Here is a 22,382-nt window from a genome sequence, read left to right on the forward strand (position 1 = left end):
ATCTTTGCCGAATTCCGCGCAGGTGCAAAGGGTTGAACGCCTCCGCTCCGTGTGAAATCACCGAGATGCTTTACGGCCTGAATGTATAGGCCGCAATCGACGCCGGCTTCATCTCGCTGGAAAAGCCCGGCAGCGCGGGCGGCATGTAGGCTGCGTTCTCGATGCGGCAGGGATCGAGGAAATGCTCGTGCAAGTGCTCGACATATTCGATCACCCGGCCCTGTTTCGTGCCGGATACGGCGATGTAATCGATCATCGAGAGATGCTGAACATATTCGCAAAGGCCGACGCCGCCGGCATGCGGCCAGACCGGCAGGTCATATTTCGCGGCAATCAGCAGCACGGCGAGCACCTCGTTCAGCCCACCCATGCGGCAGGCGTCGATCTGCACGATGTCGATCGCGCCGCCGGCGATCAACTGCTTGAAGATGATGCGGTTCTGGCACATTTCTCCGGTCGCGACCTTTACCGGGTGAACCGCGTCGCGGATGGCCTTGTGGCCGGCAATATCGTCCGGGCTCGTCGGCTCCTCGATGAAGAACGGCTTGTAGGGCTGCAGTTCCTTCACCCAGTCGATCGCCTGTCCCACCTCCCAGATCTGGTTGGCGTCGATCATCATGGTCCGCTCGTCGCCGATCACCTCGCGGGCGATGCGCAGGCGCCGCTTGTCATCTTCGAGATCGCGGCCGACCTTCATCTTGATATGGGTAAAACCCTGGTCGACGGCCTCCTGGCAGAGGCGGCGCAGTTTTTCGTCATCGTAACCGAGCCAGCCGGCCGACGTCGTGTAGCAGGCATAGCCTTCCTTCTCGAGCGTTGCGATGCGCTCGGCCTTGCCCAGTTCCGCCTTCTTCAGGATGGCCAGCGCCTCCTCCGGAGTCAGCGCGTCGGTCAGATAGCGGAAGTCGATGATACCGAGGATTTCCTGCGCGCTCATCTCGGCGACCAGGCGCCATACGGGCTTTCCGGCCTGTTTGGCGAGCAGGTCCCAGACGGCATTGACCACCGCACCCGTCGCCAGATGCATCGCGCCCTTGTCCGGGCCGATCCAGCGCAACTGGCTGTCACCAGTGACATGGCGCCAGAAGCGGCCGGGATTTTCCCGCACCCAGTCGAGATCGAGGCCGACGACGAGATGCTTCATGGCATCGATTGCCGCACAACAGATCTCGTTGCCGCGACCGATCGTGAATGTCAGGCCATGGCCCTCCAGCCCCGCCACATCCGTGCCGAGCACGACATAGGCGGCCGAATAGTCCGGATCCGGGTTCATGGCATCCGAGCCGTCGAGGCTCTGCGAGGTGGGAAAGCGCAGGTCGATCGAGCGAAGGCTGGTGATCTTGGTCATGGAAGCGGCCCTTGGAAGTGGTCGGGTGGCCCTCGGTGCGATGCCGATGGCGGACAATGCATCAGATGGTCCAGCCGCCGTCGATGGCGTAGGCCTGGCCCGTCGTGTAGGTGGCGCCGGCGAGATAGACGGCGAGATCGGCGATCTCCTCCGGCGTACCGATACGGCCGATCGGCTGGCGGGCGATGAAGGCCGCGCGTGCGGCCTCGAAATCGCCCTGCGCGCGCAGGCGATCCTGCAAAGACGGGCTCTCCACCGTACCGGGGCAGATGCAGTTGCAGCGAATGCCCTGCCCGACATAATCGGCCGCGACCGATTTGGTGAGGCCGACGACGGCCGCCTTGGTGATGGTGTAGGCGGCGCGGTTCGGCACGCCCTTCACGCTGGAGGCGACCGACGCCATGTTGATGATTGCCCCGTCCTTCCTTTCCAGCATCGCCGGCAGCACGGCACGGATGGTTCGCACCATGGCGCGGACATTGAGGTCGAAGGCGAAGTCGAGGTCCTTGTCGGACATCTCCAAGATCGTGCCGGCATGCACGAAGCCCGCGCAGTTGAAGAGCACATCGAACGGACCGGTGTCTGAGACGATGCGGGTGACGGCGTCCGCATCGAGCACATCCAGCACGTAGGTCTCGATATTGGCCTCGGCGGCGAGGCTTTTCAGGGCGTTGGCGTTGATATCGGTCGCAACGACCTTCGCGCCGGCGCGCGCGAAGGCGAGTGCGCTCGCCCGGCCGATACCCTGGCCCGCCGCGGTCAGGAGGACCCGCTTGTTTTCAAGGGAAAGGCTCATGTTTGCTCCTTGCATAAGGCGTCAGGCACCCGGGCGCAGGACGCATTACTATAATCTGCGGCGATAATCTGATTTAAATACAAATCATTTATTCATTTATAGTCAAGCAATATGTGCCGCCGGTGCATTGCCGGCGTTGCGCCATGCGTATATGAATTTTCGTATTCACAGGAGGTGGCGGTTGGCCGACGACGAGAATGATCGATACAGGGCGCCGGCCCTGGACAAGGGTCTCGACATCCTCGAATTGCTCGCCGCTGTCGACGGTGGGCTGACGCAGGCCGAGATCGCCAAGCGGCTGGACCGCAGCCCGAACGAGTTCTACCGCATGCTCGATCGCCTGGTGAAGCGCGGCTATGTCACGCGCATCGACGGCGATCGTTTCTCGCTGACCCTCAAGCTCTTCGGCCTCGCCCAGCTCCACGCGCCCGTTCGCCGGCTGGTTTCCTTTGCCGTTCCGTTGATGCGGGAACTTGCGGAGACATCGCGACAGGCCAACCAGCTCGTCGTTTTCGATCGGGGCAATCCCATCGTCATCGCGCAGCAGGAAGCGCCGGGATATTGGGGCATCTCCATCCGCGTCGGCTCGCGCATCAGCCTGTTCGATACGGGCTCGGGTCATGCCCTGCTTGCCTTCCGCTCGCCGGAAGAGCGCAGGCGCATGATCGCCGAACATGTCGGCGGCGGCGGAGACGATGCACGCGTAACGCCGGAATTTCTGGCGCGCCTCGACCTCATTCGCGCCCGCGGCCACGAGATGATGCCCAGTGCCCAGACGGCAGGCGTCATCAACCTGTCCGCCCCGGTGCTGGGCGCCGACGGCACGGCGATCGCCGCGCTGACCGTGCCCTACATCACGCTCATCAATGCGCCGGCCGCGCCCGACATCTCCACCACGATCCAGCTCCTGATGGATGCCACGAAAACGCTTTCGGACATGGCGGGCGCCGGCTTCTCGTCTGATAGCTGAGCGACCGACCTTCACGCATTCGGTGCGGAGGGCTCAGCCGAGGCATGCTCCGAGCCCAGCCATTCGATGAACAACCGTGCGCTTTCCTTGACCGGCCTTCGCGCCGGTATGACGACGAAGTAGGCCGCGCGGGTGCGGATCGACGCGTCGGTCAGGCGCACCAGGCGGCCCTGCTGGATAAGGTCAGACACAAGGCGGCTCCAGCCGAGCGCAATACCCTGCCCGTTCATCGCGGCATAGATGACTTCGGTATAGAAGCTGCACCGGAGCCCCCGCCCCTTCTTCGGCGCCTTCACGGAAAACGCCGCCAACCACTCGTCCCATCCCGTCCAGGTCGGATCATCGGCATCGCTCGATATCAGCGGGTGATCCACGAGATCCGCCGGCGTCGCGACCGGGCCTTTCGCCTGTCTGTAATCGGGGCTGCAGATGGGAAACACCTCGTCTTCGAACAGGAACACCGCCTGTCCATCCGGCCATGTTCCCATGCCATAGCGCAGCGAAAGGTCTATGTCTCCGCCTTCGGTTCCGATGCGCGCATCCTGGGTTATGATGCGCAGCTTGATTTCGGGATGCGCCCGCGAAAAGGCAGCAATGCGCGGCATCAGCCAGAAATGGGCAAAGGATATGGTCGCCGATATCGCCAGCTCGTCGTCCGGTCCTTCTGCGCGCAGGTCCGCCACCGTATCGGCGATCAGGCTGAACGCATCTCCTGCCGCGGTAAACAGCATGCGCCCCTTCTCCGTAAGCTCGATCCTGCGATGCAGCCGGTGAAACAGCGGAAAACCGAAATCCTCCTCCAGAAGATGGATCTGGCGGCTGACGGCGGCCTGCGTCACGCCCAGTTCCGCGGCGGCGCGGGTGAAGCTGGCATGCCGCGCAGCGGCCTCAAAGGCCGTCAGCGCGGTCAAGGGCGGGAGTTTCCTGCGCAGATTTGCCAAAGCGGGCGGCCTTTCGAGAACGATGGGCTACGCATTACATTTAGTAATGCCACTCTCGCACATTTATGCCGTTGAGCAACCGATAAACGTGGACAATCCTGCCGCGGGAACTTCAGCCTCGACATAAGGTGGCATTATGCTTCAGACGTTCGCAACCCCGATCTCCGCCCTGCTCGACGAGAGAGCCGAAGGGCATTCCCTGCCGGCCGGACTTTACACCCGGCAGGACGTCTTCGAGGCAGATTTCGAGGTCTTCTTCCGCAATCACTGGATCTGCATCGGGCTGGATTGCGATGTGCCGGAACCGGGCGACGCGACGGTGGTCGATATCGGCAAAACCAGCCTCATCCTGCTGCGCGACGACGACAACGAGATCCGCGTGCTGCACAATGTCTGTCGCCATCGCGGGTCTCGCCTGCTGGATACCGGCAAATCCATCGTTTCCAAGCTCGTCTGTCCCTATCACACCTGGACCTATGAACTGACCGGCGAACTCAGCTACGCACCGCATATGGGCAAGGGCTTCGACAAGGAATGCCGCAGCCTCAAGCAGGTCGCCTTCAAGTCGATCGGCGGCCTCGTCTATGCCTGTCTTTCTGACAATCCGCCGGAGGACATTGCGCGTCTGGAAGAGGTGATGAGGGACCGTCTTGCGCCCTACGACATCCGCAATGCCAAGGTCGCCCACGAAACCGATGTCATCGAGAAAGGCAACTGGAAGCTGACGATCGAAAACAACCGGGAATGTTACCACTGTTCCGCCAACCACCCGGAACTGTGCGTTTCCTTCGTCGATCTCGATTTCGGCTTCGATCCGGACGCGCTCAGCCCCGAGGACAAGGCGCAGGCGGAAGAGCATTTTGCCTTGTATGAGGCGCGAACCAGCCAGTGGGAGGCCGACGGCTTTCCGTCCGCCGCCGTGGAGCAACTGGTCGATTGTGCCACAAATTTCCGCACGCAACGCCTGATCATCTCTGGGGCCGGCGAATCCCAGACACCCGATGCGACCGCTGCATCCGCCAAGCTGCTCGGCACCATGACCCGCAAGGACCTCGGCGATGTCCATCTATGGGGCCACAACAACTGGAACCACTTCATGGGCGATCACGCCGTGGTGTCGATCGTCATCCCGCTCACGGCCGATACGACGCTGGTGCGCACGAAGTGGCTCGTTCACAAGGATGCCGTCGAAGGCGTCGACTACGATCTCGACAAGCTGACCAATGTCTGGATCGCGACGACGGACCAGGACGCCGAGCTCGTTGCCCGCTCGCAGGCCGGCGTGGAGGATCCCGCCTATATTCCCGGCCCTTATTCGCCCTTCTCCGAGACGAACCTCGACAAGTTCGCGACGTGGTATATCGACCGGATGCGCGCCCATGGATACTAGGAGCGATATTCCGCCGGCCGAGCGTGCGCATCATGCTCCGCTCTGGAAGCGGGAAACGGACGAGGACCTCGTCTGCATCGATATCCATCAGGAAACGCACGACGTGAAGACCTTCACCTTCGCGTCGCCGGAGGGAAAACGCTTCGCCTTCGAGGCGGGACAGTACTTCCTGTTCGACCTCGATGTGGCGGGTGAAACGGAAAGCCGCTGCTACAGCATCTCTTCCTCGCCGAAGCGAAGCCATGCCTTCTCCATTACGGTGAAGCGTGTTGCCGGCGGCAGGATATCCAATTGGCTGCACGATAACCTCGCGGTTCATGCGAAGGTCAAGGCGAACGGTCCGCTTGGCCACTTCATCCGGCCCCACGCGCGCAAGTATCTTTTCCTTTCCGGCGGTTCCGGCATCACGCCCGTCATGTCGATGCTGCGCGACATCGCCGACACCTGCAAGCCGGCCGACGTGGTCTTCCTGCATGCCGCGCGCAGCCCTAAGGATCTGATTTTCCGCGACGAGCTGACATGGCTGGCAGAGCGCGTGAAGGGGCTGCGGCTCCATTTCCTGCCGGAAACGGTGACGGGCGAGGCACACTGGCCGGGCCTGACGGGACGTATATCGTCCGACTACATGAAGCTTGCCGTGCCCGACCTTGCCGAACGCACCGTGCTGTGCTGCGGCCCTGCCCCCTTCATGGCGGCGGCACGCAAGATCACGGCCGAGCTTGGGGTTCCCTCGGCGAATTATCTCGAAGAGAGCTTCGACGCGGCCGTCATCGATGAGATCGACCTTCCGGTCGTGGCCGAAGCGGCGACGCGCACCTTCCAGGTTTCCTTCGCTAAGCAGGCGCGCGAGATTGCCGTGTCAGTCGAACAGACCATACTGTCCTGCGCCAAGAAGGCGGGCGTGAAACTGCCCTCGTCCTGTTCCAACGGCGTGTGCGGCACCTGTAAATCCAAGCTGATTTCCGGCAGCGTCGACATGAACCACAATGGCGGTATTCGGCAGCGCGAGATCGATGCAGGCCTTTTCCTGCCCTGCTGCTCGAAACCGCTCAGCGATCTCGTCATCGACAGGTAGGAAATCAGCGCTTCGTTTGGTCGGGGAGCAGTGCCCAGAAGGCGAAGAGCGGTTTGCCTCCGGAGCGCATGGCATGGCGAATGCCGGGCGGATTGTAGAAAGTCCCGCCGACAGCCGGCGAAAACCAGCCGGACTCACCGTGCAGGAATTCGCCGTCCGACATCACGAGATAGGTCTCTTCCGGCGCATGATCGTGGTCGGGATAGCGCACCTGCGGCGCCAGCAGGCTTACGCCCAGCCAGATATCCGGCCGCTCTTCAAGGCCGCCGGGGCCGACGATCATCGTATTGGCATGCCCAATCGCGAAATTGTCGCTCGCCGTTTCGTCGAAGTGCGGACGGGTTTTCCACTCCAGAAGCGGTTCCAGCGCCCTGAACCGCTCCAGCAACAGGCCCAGAGATGGCCGGTCGTTTCCCACCGAAAGGACATTCGTCAGATGCTCCTCGCAGACCGGCAGCCGCCGGCCGATGTCCTGCCGTTCCGGATGCGGCACCTTCAGCGCCGCCACGATCTGCGTGATCGACGCGCGCCCCCGCGCATCCGTCACACAGCCATCGAAGGCGCCGAAGATGGCATCGAGGAAGCCTTGCAGGACATCGCTGCGTGGCATGATCAGAGGTCCTTCGCCAGGCGCAGGGCGTCGTAGATGGCGGCATGGGTGTTGCGCGCGGCAACCGCGTCGCCGATCCGGAAGAGCTGATAGGCGCCGTCAGGATTGCGCCGCACGGTCTGCGGCGCTCCTGCGACGAGGTCATCGTAGGAAACCTCGCCGAGATTGCTCGAACCGGGCTTCAGCTCGAAATAGAGGTCATCCAGCGGAATTGTGCCATGGTTGACAACGATCTGGTCCACCGTACGCTGGCGGGAGACGCCGCCGTAGTCGCTTCCGACATGGGCGATGATCTGATTGCCGCTCTTCTCGGCGGCCTCCAGCCGGTACGTGACGGTGAAGGTCGTGTCGAGCTTTTGCAGCGAGCGCATGTAGGGCACGAGGTTCATGGCCATGACCTCGGGCGCGAAGGACCGGTCCGGCGTCATGATCTCGACCTTGCCACCGGCCTTTGCGATGAACTCAGCGGCCTGCAAACCGGCGTGATCGCCCGCATCGTCGTAGACGAGCACGTTGGTGCCGGGCTTCACATCGCCGGAAATGATATCCCAGGAGGAAACGACCAGTTCGTTGCCGCTGGTGAGCACATCCGTATGCGGCAGTCCGCCCGTTGCGATGATCACGACATCCGGCGTCTCAGTCGTGATCGTCTCGGCATCCGCCCAGGTGTTGAAGTGGAAGGTGACGCCCAGCTTCTCGCACTGGCTCATGCGCCAGTCGATGATGCCGATCATTTCGCGGCGACGCTCGCTCTGCGCCGTCAGCCGGATCTGGCCGCCGGCGTTGTTCGCCGCTTCGAAGACGATGACCTCGTGACCGCGCTCGGCGGAGACACGCGCCGCCTCCAGCCCGGCCGGGCCGGCGCCGACGATGACGACCTTCCTGCGCACCTCCGCCTTCGGAATGACATGCGGCATCGTTTCTTCGCGCCCGGTCGCAGCATTGTGGATGCAGAACGCCAGGCCGCCCTGGTAGATGCGATCGAGACAGTAGTTCGCCCCGACGCAGGGCCGGATGTCGTCCTCGCGCTTCTCGATGATCTTGCGCAGGATGTGCGGGTCGGTCATATGCGCGCGCGTCATGCCGATCATGTCGACCTTGCCCGTCGCGATGGCGTGGCGCGCGGTAGCCACGTCCTGGATCTTGGCGGCGTGGAAGGTCGGGAACTTCGTGGCTGCGCGCACGTCGCCGGCAAAATCGACATGCGGCGCACTCGCCATGCCCTGGATCGGGATGACATCCGTCAAACCGGGATCGGTGTCGATATGGCCGCGGATGACGTTGAGATAGTCGATCAGGCCGCTTTCCTTGAGGCGGCGGGAGATTTCGAGGCCCTCGGCCTTTCCGGTCCCGCCGGGAAGACATTCGTCGGCGGTGTAGCGCACGCCGAGAATGAAATCGTCGCCGACGCGCTCGCGCATCGCCTTGAACACGTCGAGACAGAAGCGCAGACGGTTGTCGAGCGAGCCGCCATAGGGGCCGTCCAGCTCATTGGTCAGCGGCGAATTGAACTGGTCTATCAGGTGGCCGTAGGCCTCCAGCTCCACCCCGTCCATGCCGCCGGCCTTCATGCGCTCGGCCGCATCGGCGAAGTCCTTGATGATCCTTTCGATATCCCAGTCTTCCAGCTTCTTCGGAAACGCGCGGTGCGCGGCCTCGCGGTGATGCGACGGCGCCACGACCGGCAGCCAGTCGCCCTTGTCCCAGCGCGTGCGGCGGCCGAGATGGGTGAGCTGGATCATGATGGCCGCGCCTTCCTCATGCACGGCGTCGGTCATCTCGCGGATCCACGGGACGATCTCGTCCTTGTAGGCCAGCAGGTTGTTGAAGACCGGCGGGCTGTCCTTGGAGACGGCGGCGGAGCCGGCCGTCATCGTCATCGCGACACCGCCCTTGGCGCGCTCCACCGTATAGGCGCGGTAGCGACCTTTCGGCATGCCATCCTCAGGGTAGGCCGGTTCGTGCGAGGTGACGATGATGCGGTTGCGGAGGGTCAGATGCTTCAGCTGATACGGCTGAAGCAGAGGATCGTTCGACATGCGCCGGGCTCCGGTCTAGGGGGATTATGATGGAAGCTAAACAGAAATGTACATAAGCGTCAATATTATCAGACAGCCTAGTTCGGCTAATTGACATATGTGTACATTTTCCTTGCTCCCGTGGGACGGATTTGCTAGGAGGATTTCATGGAACAGGCCACCACTGACAGCGGCTGGCGTGGCTCCCAGGAGGGATGGCTGGAGGCCGCCTATGAGGCGCTGCTCGAGTCCGGCGTCGACTCGGTCAAGATCCTGCCGCTGGCCAAAAGGCTCAATCTCTCCCGCACCAGCTTTTACTGGTTCTTCAAGGACCGCGAAGAGTTGCTCGATGCGCTGATCGCGCGCTGGAGGGACAAGAACACCGGCAATCTCGTGAAACAGTCAGAGGCTTATGCGGAGACACTCGCCGAGGCGATGCTCAATGTCTTCGATTGCTGGCTGAACAAGGACCTGTTCGATTCCCAATTCGAATTTGCCGTTCGCAGCTGGGCTTTGCAGTCTCCCGATATCCTCGCGGAAGTGCATGCGGCCGACCAGACGAGAATGGAAGCGCTCCGCCGGATGTTCGTGCGGTTCGGCCATGAGGAAGGCCCTGCCGACGTTCGCGCGCGCACCACCTATCTCGTCCAGATCGGCTATATCTCCATGCAGTCGCGCGAGGATATCGCGCTGCGCATGAAGCGCATCCCCGAATATATCGCGATCTATACCGGCGAGGTTCCGCAACAGCGGGAACTCGATCGCTTCTTCGCGCGGCATGGGTACAAACCGGAGTGAAAGCAGGGTGGAACAGGGCAAGGACCTGAGGATCGGCATTATCGGCGGGGCCGGCTGGCTGGGCGGCGCGATGGCCGCCGCGATGCTGGAGTCCGGCATCGTTGCTCCGGAAAACCTTGCCCTCTCCTACCGCAGCACGCGCCCGGACCGTTTCCCCTGCGCCTTCTGGACGCAAGACAACCAGGCGCTGGCCAATCGCTCCGATATCGTCATCCTCTCCGTTCGCCCGTCCGACTGGCAGGACCTCAGCGTGACGGCGGACGGCAAGCTCGTGATCTCCGTCATGGCGGGCATCCGTCTTGCAGCACTTGGCGACCGCCACCGCACTCACAGAGCCGTCCGGTCCCTGCCGAACGCCGCAGCGGAAGTCCGCAAATCCTATACGCCATGGCTGGCGGCCGACGGGATTGACGACGCCGACCGCGCGATCATCAGGGCAATCTTCGATGCCTGTGGCCTACAGGACGAGGTGCGCAGCGAAGCGGAGATCGACTACCTCACCGGTCTCACGGGCTCCGGTCCGGCGTTTCCGGCGCTCCTCGCCGACGCCATGATGGCCGATGCCGTTTCCAGGGGCCTCGACCGGCACGTCGCGCGCCGTGCGGTCAACATGCTTCTGATCGGTGCCGGCCGGATGCTGGAGCAACGAGACGACTGTCCGGCCGAAACGGTCAGGACCTTTCTCGACTATCGCGGCACCACCGCAGCGGCCATCGAGGCGATGACACGCGCGGGCTTTCGCGCCGCCGTCGCAGAGGGCTTGACCGCGGCCCAAGAGAAATCGCTGCGCCTGGGAGACGCCTCCTAGCAACGCAGGATAGGGGCCAAAGCGGCGGCCCGCAGAGAAGATGCCGCAAACATAGGGAACCACAATGAAGAGACTGCTTGCATCGACCTGTCTGACACTCGGCCTTTTCGCCGGCGCGTCCATCGCCAATGCTGCGGAATGCGGTGATGTCACCATCGCCAGCATGAACTGGCAGAGCGCCGAAGTGATTTCCAACCTCGACAAGATCATTCTCAACGCGGGCTATGGCTGCAATGCCGAGATCACGATCGGCGACACCGTGCCGACGATCACGTCGATGGCCGAGAAAGGCCAGCCGGACATTGCACCGGAAGCCTGGATCGACCTTCTGCCCGACGTCGTCAAGAAGGGCACGGATGAAGGCCGCATCGTGCAGGTCGGTTCACCGTTGCCGGATGGCGGCGTGCAGGGCTGGTGGATCCCGCAATATGTCGCGGAAGCTCACCCCGACATCAAGACGATCCCGGATCTGCTCAAGCATCCCGATCTGTTCCCGGACAGCGAAGACAAGAGCAAGGGCGCCATCCTCAACGGTCCGCAGGGCTGGGGCGGCACGGTTGTGACCTCGCAGCTGTTCAAGGCCTTCGACGGCGAGAAGCTCGGCTGGAAGCTTGTCGACACGGGCTCGGCGGCGGGTCTCGATGGCTCGATGGCCAAGGCCTACGAGCGCAAGGAAAACTTCGTTGCCTACTACTGGGCTCCGACCGCGCTTCTCGGCAAATACCAGATGGTACGCCTCGCCGAGGGCGTCGACAACGACGCGGCCGAGTGGAAGCGTTGCAACACCGTCGAGGCCTGCCCGGATCCGAAGCCGAACGGCTGGCCGGTGGACACGATCGTCACGCTGGTTGCCAAGCCCTTCTCCGAGCGCGTCGGCCCCGAGGTCATGGACTATCTCAACAAGCGCTCGTGGAGCAACGACACCATCAACAAGCTGATGGCCTGGATGACCGACAATCAGGCGAGCGGCGAGGACGGCGCCAAGCACTTCCTCTCCGAAAACAAGGATACCTGGAAAGCCTGGGTCACGCCGGAAGCCGCCGAGAAGATCGAAGCGTCGCTCTGACGGCGCCCTCCCCGAAATCCGTGCGATGCGCCCCTGCGCATCGCACCTTTCCCGAAGCCAACGGGATGGCATTCGCCGAGGCGGCAACCTCGCCGCCAGACCTGCCTGCCAAGTGAGTCGGCGATTTCGTCGCTCCGGCCTGAAGAATCGTTGCCGCTACGCCGGCAAAAGAACACTCCGGGTGATGCATAACCGGCCGGATGAGGGCTGAACCTCACTTCGCTCGGTTGCAGCGGCGGCCAAATTGCCTGCCGGCCATGGTGCCAAATCCTGCCCCACAGCGTTTTCTGCGCAACATTGGCGCTGGCCTTGCCGGTGAATTGTGGCGCGTCATGCCTCGCGCCAGCCAAACCTGCAATTAACGCTTTGTTAACCATTTCACCGCTACACAAAGCTACCGAAAATTAACCAAGATGACTGACGTGTTAACTCAACCCCGGCCGATCCGCCTCAAGGGGCGGTCCTTTCTTGCGCTTGCGCTGACCCCGGAACTGCCCGTTGCGGACTGGCTGGTGCGGCTCGACGATCTGGCGGCCCGTTCGGCCGGCTTCTTCCTTCGCCGTCCGGTCGTGCTGGATATCGATGGCCTCGATATCGACCGTCAGGAGCTGCGCGAACTCGTCGAGCAGCTGTCGTCCCGCAATGTCCGGGTGATGGGCATCGAGGGCGCGCGCACCTCGCAACTCGGCCCCGACATGCCGCCGGCGATGACCGACGGCCGCCCGGCTGCCGATTTCGAAGCCCCGGCCGAATCGCAGAAGACGGAGAAGGAGACGGTCGATCCGGTTGAGATCCCAGCACCCTCCGCTCCCCTGCAGCAGCCGGTCACAGCAGCGCCGTCCCTGATCGTCTCCCGCACGGTGCGGTCCGGCCAGTCGATCTTCTTTCCCGAGGGCGACGTGACCATCGTCGGGTCGGTCGGATCCGGCGCCGAAGTCGTCGCGGGCGGCTCCATCCACGTCTACGGCGCGCTGCGCGGCCGGGCGATGGCGGGCTCGACCGGCAATGCCGAGGCACGCATCTTCTGCCGCAAGCTGGAAGCAGAACTCATTGCAATCGACGGCTTCTACAAGACTGCCGAAGACATGGAACCCGAACTGCGCGGCAAGGCCGGGCAGATCTGGCTCGAAGGCGAAACCATCAAGGCCGCGATACTCGGCTGAACACGAATTCCTATGGACTGGAGAGGTATATGGGCAAGGTCATCGTTGTCACATCGGGTAAGGGCGGCGTCGGCAAGACGACGTCGTCGGCCGCACTGGGCGCCGCGCTGGCGCAGAACGGCGAAAAGGTCGTCGTCGTCGATTTCGACGTCGGCCTGCGCAATCTCGATCTCGTCATGGGGGCGGAACGACGCGTCGTCTACGATCTCGTCAACGTCATCCAGGGCGAAGCAAAGCTCACGCAGGCGCTCATCCGCGACAAGCGCGTCGAGACGCTCTATCTGCTCCCGGCCTCGCAGACCCGCGACAAGGACAATCTCACGCCCGAGGGTGTCGAGAAGGTCATCGCGGCGCTGAAGAGCGCGTTCGACTGGGTGATCTGCGACAGCCCGGCCGGCATCGAGCGCGGTGCGACGCTCGCTATGCGCCATGCGGATGTCGCCATCGTCGTGACCAATCCGGAAGTCTCTTCGGTCCGCGATTCCGACCGCATCATCGGCCTTCTCGATTCCAAGACGCTGAAGGCGGAGAACGGCGAGCGCATCGAAAAGCACCTGCTGTTGACCCGCTATGACGCCAACCGCGCGGAACGCGGCGACATGCTGAAGGTCGACGACGTGCTGGAGATCCTCTCCATCCCGCTGCTCGGCATCATCCCGGAAAGCATGGACGTGCTGCGCGCATCGAATGTCGGCGCTCCCGTGACGCTGGCCGACGGCCGCTGCGCGCCCGCGCTCGCCTATTTCGAAGCGACGCGCCGTCTCAAGGGCGAGGACCTGCCGGTCACGATTCCTGGCGAGAAGCGCAGCTTCCTCGGCAAGATTTTCGGAAGGAAGGCGGCATGAAACTTTTCGGCTTCTTCTCCCGCGGCCAGTCGGCGCCGGCAGCCCGTGAGCGGCTGCAGGTTCTGCTCGCCCACGAACGCGCCGCCACCGGCGACGTCGACCTCGTCAACAAGCTGCGCGATGAAATCCTGAAGGCGATTTCCAAGCACATGCAGGTGGATGACGAGAAGGTCAGCATTAAGATGGAGCGCGGCGCGCAGGTCTCCACGCTCGCCGTGGATATCGAAATCCCCTTCGACGCTGGCAAGAAAGCCGCCTGACGGTTCCCACCGGTCACGCCGCCGCGCCCTTCCGGGCGGGCGGCATCGTTCAACGCTCAGCAAGGACACCGAGCCGAAAGCAGCCCGCCTCGGGCGCATCAACACATACCAGCATAGCAAGGAGGCTGTCATGACCCGCTTAGCCCTTCTGGAAAGACTGAAAGCAGTCCAGCAGACGCCGAAGTTCGAGCGCCGCGACATCACCACCATCGCCGCCATCCTCAACACGAAAGCACTCGCCCGCCATGTCGAGGTCTGCGAGACCGACGCGGGGATCACCAGACCGTCCGACGACGCACCAAGCGGGCCGGCATAGGCTTAAGGCATCCTTCCGCCGATAACAGTTTCCCTGCAGTTTTCTAATTGCGCCATTTTGTCACCGCAATGAACCATTGCTTAACCCCGGGCATGCCGGACGAAGATTGCAACTGACGCGTTTCCAGCGCTTGGTTCGCGTTCGAGCAGTCTTATATCGACGCGCATCCAATCGCAAAAGTAGCGCCATCCCGATATGGTCGAACCTGCTTCACCAACTATAAAGTTGACTCTTATAATCATGTATAATATCGCCGCGATCATCCGTTGACCGGATTATTGAGCAGGAGATTTTATGTACATTATGAGAGGGTTAGCCGGGCCGCTTATCGCGGGGGCCACGGGGTTTTCGTACGCCTATGCTTCTGACTATCGTGGCTTTGCCGAGTTTGAAGGGCGATTGGGAAGCGCGGAATCCACCGGTGGTCTCGGTATGATGCTGCCCTTCCAGCTCGACGCAGGGCAGACATTCTTCCTTGACCTCAATGGATCATTGGTATCCGGGGGTGTGGAAGAGGGCTCACTTGGCACCGGTTACCGATTTGCGACACCAAGCGGCTGGACGCTCGGGGTCTATGGCTATTACGATTATCTCAACTCGCGCCTCGGCAACGATTTCCACCAAATCTCCTTTGGCGCGGAAGCAATCGGCGCATTGCTGGAAACGCGCGCAAACATCTATCTGCCGCTCGGCAACGGCTATTCGGTCAATGGCGCAGGTGCGGTCGTCATCGACGACGGGAACGTTCGCTTCCGCGATGGGCGTGAACAGGCACGCCCCGGCGCCGATTTTGAGGCCGGCATCAAGGTGCCCGGCCTCACCGACAACACACAACTGAAATTCTTTGCCGGTAGTTACTGGTATGGTGGCAAGAATGTCAGCGATATGTTCGGGGCTAAACTGCGGGCGGAAATCGCCTTCACGGACATTGCCGGATTGCCGTCTGGCTCCACTGTTTCCTTCGGCGCGACCGGCACCTACGACAGTCAGGACAAACTCGGCGGCTCGGTCATGGCACGGTTACGCATTCCGTTTGGCGGGTCCGGCGGTACGGCCGGAGACCCCTTCGACCCGACCACGCAGGCCGTCCGGCGGAACTCGACCATCAGAACCCATATCGGCGCAACAGGCGACATCGAAGATGCGGTTCTTGAGCTAAACGGCCAGACGGCTGGCAGGCTGATCAACGTCTCGACGCGGACCGGCGACACCGCCGCTATCAATGCTCTGCTGGCGTCGGCAGGAGATGGCGCGGTTGTCTTCACCGATGGCGATATCGGCCTCGATGGTTCGCTGATGCTCTCGAACGGCCAGGCACTTCTGGGCGGAGGTGGTACGCTCTCCGTTCGCGGCGCCACCAGCGGAGGCCTTGGCATTCTTGCTAATACCGGTGCTCATACAACGCTAACGGGCTATGATCCGGCGAGAGACGTCGTGACCATGGCATCCAACAGCATGGTTGCGTCGGTGAATATCATAGGCGGCCTCGCGGGGATCGGCAGCGCCGACACGATCGGGCTGACGATCCATAATGTCGACATCTCGAACACTGCCCATGACGGAATCCGGCTAGCAAGCGTCAACGGCGCCCTTATCGAGAACGCCCGCATCCACGATCTCTATATCTGCAACAACAACACGCTCTGCGAGTTTGCCGTCGGCAACCCGAACCGCGCACCCTATGCGGCGATCAGCGCGCATGGCACCTCGAACCTCACCGTTCGCGATACGGCGATCGACAACGTGACCTATGGCATCTTTGCCGGCAGCATTATCGACGACAACGACTGGCCGCCAGTGGTGACGGACCTTGCCAGCAACATCACGTTCGACAACGTATCCATTTCCCGATCGCGACGTGAAGGCATCCTGCTCGTCGCAGCGGACAAGGTCAACATGAACACCGTGTCGATCGACAACACCCAGCAGGACCGTGACATGGATCTCGTCGTTCTCCAAGGGACGTCGAACGTTTCGATCACCGACATGTCCCTGAAGGGCGGTATCAACGGCCTGATGCTGGTGACTGCGTCCACCCTACCGGAGGACGCCATCACAACGAAGGTGAAGGTCAGCGGCCTGACGACCGACGACACGACAAATGCCGGCATCTTCTTCAATCCCGTCTCGGGTATCTCCCTTGAAGATGTCACGATCAACAATGCCGGCACCTACGGCATGTTCATCTACGGAAGCGACTATGCTTTCCTCGGCGGACCGGTGGCCGATATCGACTTCAAGAACGTGGTTATCGACAAGGCGGCGAATGCAGGCCTCTACTTCATGGGACCGGCACAGGACCTAAAGGGCAATATCACCGTTCGCAATACGCCACGCGATTGCAAGTCGGATCCGCATTGGAGCGGCAGCGGCGTCAATGGCTCCATTACTCAGTCTCCGGGATTTGTCTTCAGCGTCAACGGCCAGGAGATCGGCAATACGACACTTGCAGCACGGTGCGGCTGAAACAATACATGCGGCGGGGGCGCGTTGCGCCCCTCGTTGCGTCTTAACGCGCGAACTTCCGTGCGCCTGCGACGCAAAGCACCACGGCGAGTGTCGTTACAATCATTAGCGGGCTGACCTTTTCGTGAAGCAGCACGGCAGCGATCAGAAGACCGAAAAAGGGTTGCAGCAGCTGCAACTGGCCGACGGCCGCGATACCGCCCTTCGCCAGGCCTCGGTACCAGAAGAAGAAGCCGACCAGCATGCTGAACACGGAGACGTAAAACAGACCGGCCCAGGCACGTGGCGCAATGCCGCCCCAGGCATCCGGAAGCCACAGAAGCGCGATGACCGTCATCGGCGGCAGCGACAGGACGAGCGCCCAGCAGATGACCTGCCAGCCGCCAATGGCGCGCGAAAGCTTTGCCCCCTCCGCATAGCCGAGACCGCAGAGGATGATCGCCGCGACCATCAGCAAATCGCCGACAAGGGAGACTTCCACGCCGGCGGTCAGTGCAAAGCCCACGACGGTCGCGCTGCCGATGCAGGAGAACAGCCAGAACAGCGGCTTGGGCCGCTCACCACCGCGCAGCACGCCGAAGATCGCGGTCGCCAGCGGCAGGAGCCCGATGAAAACCGCCGAATGCGCGGCCGTTACATATTGCAGGGCAATCGCCGTCAGTAGCGGAAAGCCGACGACGACGCCGAGTGCGACGACGGCGAGCGAGAGGAGATTGTCCCGCGGCGGCCGGGCCTGGCGCAAGGCGAGAAGAAAGATCGCCGCCAGCGTCCCGGCGATCACCGCCCGCGCGGAAGTCAAAAACAGCGGCGAAAAATCTCCCACTGCCAGACGCGTCGCCGGGAGCGAACCACTGAAGATGACAACGCCCGTCAGCCCGCTGCCCCAGCCTTCCATCGAAGTTTTCATAGCACCTTGCCTTTCCTGTCCTGTTAAGCGCGGGGACACTGGAAATGACAGGAACAGTGCAGTACAATTCTGAAAAACTGTACTGGTTCAGTAACCCATACAAAGGCCTGACATGACGACGACAGCAACAGGCACACGGACCTCCGATGTCATGAACGCCGTTCGCGGGCGGATCGCCGGTCGCATGCTTGGCCCCGGGGACCGCCTCCCCTCGATCCGCAATTTTGCGGCCACGATGGGCGTATCCCCTTCCACAGTCGTGGAGGCCTATGACCGGCTTGCAGCGGAAGGACTGATCCGTGCCCAGCAGGGATCGGGTTTCTACGTATCCGGCACCGCCCTTCCGCCGCTGAAGCTCGCCGAGTCCGAAAACCCCAAAGCGCGGGCCGTCGATCCGTTCTGGGTATCGCGGCAGTCGCTCGATGCTGATGACACCACGCTCAAGCCCGGCTGCGGCTGGTTGCCGGCCGACTGGATGCCCAACGATGCCCTGCGGCGGGCGATCCGAAGCCTTGCGCGCAGCGACGACGCGCTCCTGGCCTACTACGGCAGCACACGCGGCTCCCCCGCCCTTCGACGCCTTCTGCTCGGCCGTCTCGCGGAGAACGGCATTCCGGCCGGACCCGACAATTTGGTTCTGACCAGCACCGGGACGCAGGCGCTTGATCTCATCTGCCGTTTCCTCCTGCGGCCCGGCGACACGGTGCTGGTGGACGATCCCTGCTATTTCAATTTCCAGGCGATGCTGAAGGCGCATCAGGTCAAGGTTGTCGGTGTTGCCCGCACGCATAACGGGCCCGACATCGCCGCCTTCGAGGCGATACTCTCGGCTCACCGCCCCCGGCTCTACGTCACCAATTCGACGATCCACAATCCGACCGGCTCGACCCTATCCCCACAGGTCGCCCACCGGATCCTGAATGCCGCCGCGGCCAATGACACCATCATCGTCGAAGACGATATCTTTGCGGATTTCGAGCCGGAGCCATCCACCCGGCTTGCGGCGCTCGACGGGCTGGAGCGGGTCATTCGGATCGGCAGTTTCTCGAAAACCCTTTCGGCGGCGGTGCGTTGCGGTTACATCGCGGCCCGCCCGGATTGGGTCGAGGGCCTGATCGACCTGCAAATCGCGACGAATTTCGGCGGCCCGAGCCCGCTCGCCAGCGAGATCATCACCCACATGCTGGCGGGCGGCGGATACCGCAAGCATATGGAGGATGTGCGCCGCAAGCTGGTGCGAGTCCGGCGCGAGACGGCCGACCGCCTGTCCCGCCTCGGCATCGAGCCCTGGTTGATGCCACGCGGCGGGATTTATCTCTGGTGCCGGCTGCCGGAAGGGCTGGATTCCGGCGAGGTCGCGCAGGCGGCACTTGCACAGGGCGTGGTCCTGGCGCCGGGCAACGTGTTCAGCGTATCGCAGAGTGCCGGCAACTTCATGCGCTTCAACGTGGCCCTCATGCTCGAGCCGCGTATTTATACCGTGCTTGCGGATGTCATGACGCGGCCGGTCTCGTCCGCTTCGCCAGCATAGACCGCGACAGCACCACGACGAGGCCGATCAGGATGGTCGCCGCGATGAACAGGAAGGCTGCCGCGGCAATAGCCGGGCTGATATTCTCACGAATGCTGGAGAACATCTGCCGCGCCAGCGTGCGCTGGTTGGGGCCGGCGACGAAGAGCGTCAGCACCACCTCGTCGAGCGAGGTCGCGAAGGCGAGTACGGCGCCGGATAGCACGCCTGGCATTGCCAGGGGCAGTGTCACGCGCCGGAAGACGGTGACGGGCGGCGCTCCGAGGCTTTGCGCGGCAAGCTCCACCCGTTCGTCGATGCCGGCAAGCGCGCCCGTCACGCTCACCACCACGAAGGGGACCGCCACGACCGTATGCGCGATGATCACGCCGGCATAGCTGTTGATGAGGCCGAAGCGCGCGAGAAGCACCTGCATGCCGACGCCCAGCACCACCGCCGGCACGACCATGGGCAGCAGGAAGAGCGTGCGCATGGAGCCGCGGAAAAAGAAAAGACGGTTGCGCAGGCCGAGCGAGGCTGCGGTACCCAGCACGGTTGCGAGCAGCGTCGTGCCCGCGCCGATGATCAGGCTGTTGATGATCGCCCGGCGCCAGGCGTCCGCGAAGAACAGTTCTTCGAACCAGCGCAGGGACCACGATGGTATCGGATAGGTCAGGATGACGCTCGATGTGAAGGCGAGCGGCAGGATGGCGACGAGTGGTGCTACGAGAAACAGGATCGTCAGCAGGGCGAAGGTGAATTTGGCAATCTTCATCGGCATGGTCAGCGCCTCCCCGGCTCGTCCGAGGAAAGCCGCGCATAGACGCTGTAGAGCAACAGCGTCGCCACCAGCAGCACCATGCCGAGTGCGCCGGCCATGCCCCAGTTTGCCGAACCCGTCGCGTAGAACGCGATGATCGAGGAAATCATCTGGTCGCCCGGCCCGCCGATCAGCGCCGGCGTGATGTAATAGCCGATGGCCGAGATGAAGACGAGCAGCCCCCCCGACGCGACGCCGCGCAGGCTGAGCGGCAGCAGAACGCGCAGGAAGGCGCGCATCGGGGGCGCACCGAGCGAAGCAGCCGCCGGCATGAGGTTCTTCGGGATGGTGATGAGCACCGAATAGATCGGCAGTACCATGAAGGGCAGCAGCACATGCGTCATGGCGATGATGACGCCGGTGCGGTTGAAGATGAGCGCCAGCGGCGCGTCGATGAGGCCGATGGCGCGCAGGAAATCGTTGATCAGCCCCTGCTCCTGCAAGAGGATGAACCATGCGGCCGTGCGCACCAGAAGCGATGTCCAGAGCGGCAGCAGGACGGCGGCCAGCATCAGGTCACGCTTCCAGCCGCTCAGCGACGCGGCGATGATCGCATAGGGAAAACCGATACAGGCACAGAAGAACGTGACAAGCGCCGCAATCCAGAACGTGCGCACCAGGATCACACGGTTGACGGACTGGTCGGCCGGCAGATGTTCGATAGCGCCCGCCGCGTTGCGCCCGAGATCGACGGCCGCGAGCAGGTTGCGGTCGGTGAGTGGGGACAGTGCATCGGCAATCGCGATCCAGAATTCCGGCTTTTCCCACCGTTTGTCGATGGAAACCAGATCGGGCGGCGGATTTGCGGTGTCGGAAAGCGCACTCGTCGTCTTCGACATCAAGGTGCGAAAGCCGGAGCGGGCGCTGTTGAGGCGGCGCACCATGTCGCCGAGCGCCTGATCGTCGTCGACAGCCCTGAGATCGTCCATCAGCGCCGTCTGCATCGGCATGCTCGGCGGAGACTGGCGATCCCATTCACCCACCACGTCTGCGGTGCGCGGCAAGAGGCGCAGGACCGCGGGGTCGGACACGGCCTGCGACATCATGCTGAACAGCGGCCAGACGAAGAAGCCGATGAGGAAGAGAAAAAGCGGCGCAAGCAGCAACAGGGAGCGCCCCATGCGGGGCGACGGTCCGCTCATGGCGCGATGACCCGACAATCGCCCGCCGAAAAGGCAGCGAAGACCTTGGTGCCCGGCGCGAATTCCCGCGAGCGACGTCCAAGCTTGGCGATCAGCGGATGCGCGTCGTTCTGCAGCTGAACGCGCAGGTGATCCCCCTGGTAGACGCTGTCCGTGACCTCCGTTTCCAACACGTTGCGGGCCTCACCACGGGCTTCGGCAAGATCGATGCGCTCCGGGCGGATGGAAAGGTAGACCGGCTGGCCAGCCGCCACGCCGTCCGAAACGGCCGAGACGATGTGCGCGCCATTCGGCAGTCGCACCGTCGCCTCCCGCCCCTCTATCGCTTCCACGACGCCCTCGACGAGGTTGGTCTCGCCGATGAATTCGGCCACGAAGCGGGTCGCCGGCTCGTCGTAGACCTCACGCGGCGTGCCGATCTGCTCGATCTTTCCCTTGTTGAAGACGGCGACGCGGTCCGACATGGTCAGCGCCTCGGACTGGTCATGCGTCACGAAGACGATGGTCAACCCGAGCCGGCGATGAAGATCACGGATATCGAGCTGCATCTGCTCGCGCAGCTGCTTGTCGAGCGCGCCGAGCGGTTCGTCCATCAACACGACGCGCGGTTCGAAGACCAGCGCGCGGGCAAGCGCCACGCGCTGCTGCTGGCCACCGGAAAGCTGCGAGGGACGGCGGTCGGCCAGCGCGGACAGTTGCACCATATCGAGCGCCTGCTTGACGCGCGCGGCGGTCTCGGCCTTGTCGATGCCCCGCATTTGCAGCGGAAACGCGATGTTCTCGCCGACGGTCATGTGGGGGAAGAGCGCATAGCTCTGGAAAACGACGCCCATATCGCGCTTGTGGGTCGGCACATCGTTGATGGCCGCGCCATCGAGAAGGATCTTGCCGGACGTCGCCTGTTCGAAACCGGCAAGCATCATGAGCAGCGTCGTCTTGCCGGAACCGGACGGACCCAGAAGACTGACGAACTCACCCTTCGCAATGCTGAGGTCAAGGTTTTCGACCACACAGAGCGGGCCGTAGAATTTGGTGATGCGATCGAATTTGATGAATTCGGCCAAGGAATGCTCCATCGCTAGCGGCGAAGGATGCGGCATGAAGGGATTGCGACGCATCCGGCCAGTCAGGAA

Annotated in this window: 21 protein-coding genes; 12 read left to right on the forward strand and 9 right to left on the reverse strand. The window is 62.8% G+C overall.

All coding sequences use genetic code 11. The annotated features are described in order from the left end of the window. Window positions 1-70 precede the first annotated feature (70 nt). Window positions 71-1,348, reverse strand: a complete 1,278-nt coding sequence (locus K6301_RS17865; protein WP_247221883.1) for an L-fuconate dehydratase — start codon at window positions 1,346-1,348, stop codon at window positions 71-73. A 61-nt stretch (window positions 1,349-1,409) separates the two neighbouring features. Beyond that, a complete protein-coding gene (locus K6301_RS17870) occupies window positions 1,410-2,144 on the reverse strand; it encodes an SDR family oxidoreductase (RefSeq protein WP_247221884.1) in 735 nt (244 codons plus the stop codon). A gap of 151 nt (window positions 2,145-2,295) precedes the next feature. On the opposite strand from K6301_RS17870, the gene K6301_RS17875 reads away from it, so the two are divergent. Beyond that, window positions 2,296-3,114, forward strand: a complete 819-nt coding sequence (locus K6301_RS17875) for an IclR family transcriptional regulator (RefSeq protein WP_425475425.1) — start codon at window positions 2,296-2,298, stop codon at window positions 3,112-3,114. A gap of 11 nt (window positions 3,115-3,125) precedes the next feature. Here the strand turns inward: K6301_RS17875 and gcvA are convergent, their stop codons facing one another. Then, window positions 3,126-4,055: a transcriptional regulator GcvA gene (gcvA, locus tag K6301_RS17880; protein ID WP_281505898.1), complete on the reverse strand. Its 930-nt coding sequence runs from the start codon at window positions 4,053-4,055 to the stop codon at window positions 3,126-3,128. Between the two features lie 136 nt (window positions 4,056-4,191). Here gcvA and K6301_RS17885 point away from each other — a divergent pair, with 136 nt between their 5' ends. Together K6301_RS17885 and K6301_RS17890 are read left to right on the forward strand one after the other, a co-directional pair. Beyond that, a complete protein-coding gene (locus K6301_RS17885) occupies window positions 4,192-5,445 on the forward strand; it encodes an aromatic ring-hydroxylating oxygenase subunit alpha (RefSeq protein WP_247221889.1) in 1,254 nt (417 codons plus the stop codon). Next, window positions 5,435-6,520, forward strand: coding sequence for an FAD-binding oxidoreductase (locus K6301_RS17890; RefSeq protein ID WP_247221891.1), 1,086 nt, complete (start codon window positions 5,435-5,437; stop codon window positions 6,518-6,520). The genes K6301_RS17885 and K6301_RS17890 overlap by 11 nt, the downstream gene beginning before the upstream one ends. Window positions 6,521-6,524: 4 nt before the next feature. Here K6301_RS17890 and K6301_RS17895 read toward each other — a convergent pair whose 3' ends face one another. Then, window positions 6,525-7,130 carry a dimethylsulfonioproprionate lyase family protein gene (locus K6301_RS17895; RefSeq protein ID WP_425475426.1) on the reverse strand — a complete coding sequence of 202 codons (606 nt, stop codon included), beginning with the start codon at window positions 7,128-7,130 and terminating at the stop codon, window positions 6,525-6,527. A gap of 2 nt (window positions 7,131-7,132) precedes the next feature. Further along, on the reverse strand, window positions 7,133-9,169 hold the full coding sequence (locus tag K6301_RS17900; protein WP_247221892.1) for an NADH:flavin oxidoreductase: 2,037 nt from the start codon (window positions 9,167-9,169) through the stop codon (window positions 7,133-7,135). A 147-nt stretch (window positions 9,170-9,316) separates the two neighbouring features. On the opposite strand from K6301_RS17900, the gene K6301_RS17905 reads away from it, so the two are divergent. From K6301_RS17905 to K6301_RS17940, 8 genes are all read left to right on the forward strand, one after another. Beyond that, window positions 9,317-9,946, forward strand: a complete 630-nt coding sequence (locus K6301_RS17905; protein ID WP_160870597.1) for a TetR/AcrR family transcriptional regulator — start codon at window positions 9,317-9,319, stop codon at window positions 9,944-9,946. Beyond that, a complete protein-coding gene (locus K6301_RS17910; RefSeq protein WP_247221893.1) occupies window positions 9,927-10,754 on the forward strand; it encodes a pyrroline-5-carboxylate reductase family protein in 828 nt (275 codons plus the stop codon). Before K6301_RS17905 ends, K6301_RS17910 begins: the two co-directional genes overlap by 20 nt. A gap of 64 nt (window positions 10,755-10,818) precedes the next feature. Continuing rightward, window positions 10,819-11,820 carry an ABC transporter substrate-binding protein gene (locus K6301_RS17915; protein ID WP_134648813.1) on the forward strand — a complete coding sequence of 334 codons (1,002 nt, stop codon included), beginning with the start codon at window positions 10,819-10,821 and terminating at the stop codon, window positions 11,818-11,820. A 413-nt stretch (window positions 11,821-12,233) separates the two neighbouring features. Then, the gene (gene minC / locus K6301_RS17920; RefSeq protein WP_247221894.1) at window positions 12,234-12,983 is read left to right on the forward strand and encodes a septum site-determining protein MinC; all 750 of its coding nucleotides are present in this window, start codon (window positions 12,234-12,236) and stop codon (window positions 12,981-12,983) included. A gap of 29 nt (window positions 12,984-13,012) precedes the next feature. Then, entirely contained in the window at window positions 13,013-13,828 is an 816-nt protein-coding gene (minD, locus tag K6301_RS17925; protein ID WP_247221895.1) for a septum site-determining protein MinD, read from the forward strand. Further along, window positions 13,825-14,088, forward strand: a complete 264-nt coding sequence (minE, locus tag K6301_RS17930) for a cell division topological specificity factor MinE (RefSeq protein WP_134648810.1) — start codon at window positions 13,825-13,827, stop codon at window positions 14,086-14,088. The genes minD and minE overlap by 4 nt, the downstream gene beginning before the upstream one ends. A gap of 130 nt (window positions 14,089-14,218) precedes the next feature. After that, on the forward strand, window positions 14,219-14,404 hold the full coding sequence (locus tag K6301_RS17935; RefSeq protein ID WP_247221896.1) for a hypothetical protein: 186 nt from the start codon (window positions 14,219-14,221) through the stop codon (window positions 14,402-14,404). A 399-nt stretch (window positions 14,405-14,803) separates the two neighbouring features. Next, a complete protein-coding gene (locus tag K6301_RS17940) occupies window positions 14,804-16,870 on the forward strand; it encodes a right-handed parallel beta-helix repeat-containing protein (protein WP_247221897.1) in 2,067 nt (688 codons plus the stop codon). Window positions 16,871-16,913: 43 nt separating this feature from the next. Here the strand turns inward: K6301_RS17940 and K6301_RS17945 are convergent, their stop codons facing one another. Further along, complete coding sequence (locus K6301_RS17945; RefSeq protein ID WP_247221899.1) at window positions 16,914-17,777, reverse strand: DMT family transporter; 864 nt, start codon at window positions 17,775-17,777, stop codon at window positions 16,914-16,916. 112 nt (window positions 17,778-17,889) lie between these two features. Between K6301_RS17945 and K6301_RS17950 the strand changes: the two genes are divergently transcribed. Next, window positions 17,890-19,308 (forward strand): aminotransferase-like domain-containing protein, encoded by a 1,419-nt coding sequence (locus K6301_RS17950; protein WP_247221900.1) that lies wholly within the window; start codon window positions 17,890-17,892, stop codon window positions 19,306-19,308. Here K6301_RS17950 and K6301_RS17955 read toward each other — a convergent pair. Genes K6301_RS17955 through K6301_RS17965 form a run of 3 tightly spaced genes read right to left on the reverse strand, consistent with a single transcriptional unit; the run spans window position 19,271 to window position 22,325 of the window. Further along, the gene (locus tag K6301_RS17955; protein WP_247221901.1) at window positions 19,271-20,068 is read right to left on the reverse strand and encodes an ABC transporter permease; all 798 of its coding nucleotides are present in this window, start codon (window positions 20,066-20,068) and stop codon (window positions 19,271-19,273) included. The two genes, K6301_RS17950 and K6301_RS17955, sit on opposite strands and share 38 nt — an antisense overlap. A 2-nt stretch (window positions 20,069-20,070) precedes the next feature. Then, window positions 20,071-21,249, reverse strand: a complete 1,179-nt coding sequence (locus tag K6301_RS17960) for an ABC transporter permease (RefSeq protein ID WP_247221902.1) — start codon at window positions 21,247-21,249, stop codon at window positions 20,071-20,073. Next, window positions 21,246-22,325 carry an ABC transporter ATP-binding protein gene (locus tag K6301_RS17965; protein ID WP_425475442.1) on the reverse strand — a complete coding sequence of 360 codons (1,080 nt, stop codon included), beginning with the start codon at window positions 22,323-22,325 and terminating at the stop codon, window positions 21,246-21,248. Before K6301_RS17965 ends, K6301_RS17960 begins: the two co-directional genes overlap by 4 nt. Between the last annotated feature and the right edge of the window lie 57 nt (window positions 22,326-22,382).

The sequence above is a fragment of the Shinella oryzae genome (genome assembly GCF_023038235.1).
Lineage (GTDB): Bacteria > Pseudomonadota > Alphaproteobacteria > Rhizobiales > Rhizobiaceae > Shinella > Shinella sumterensis.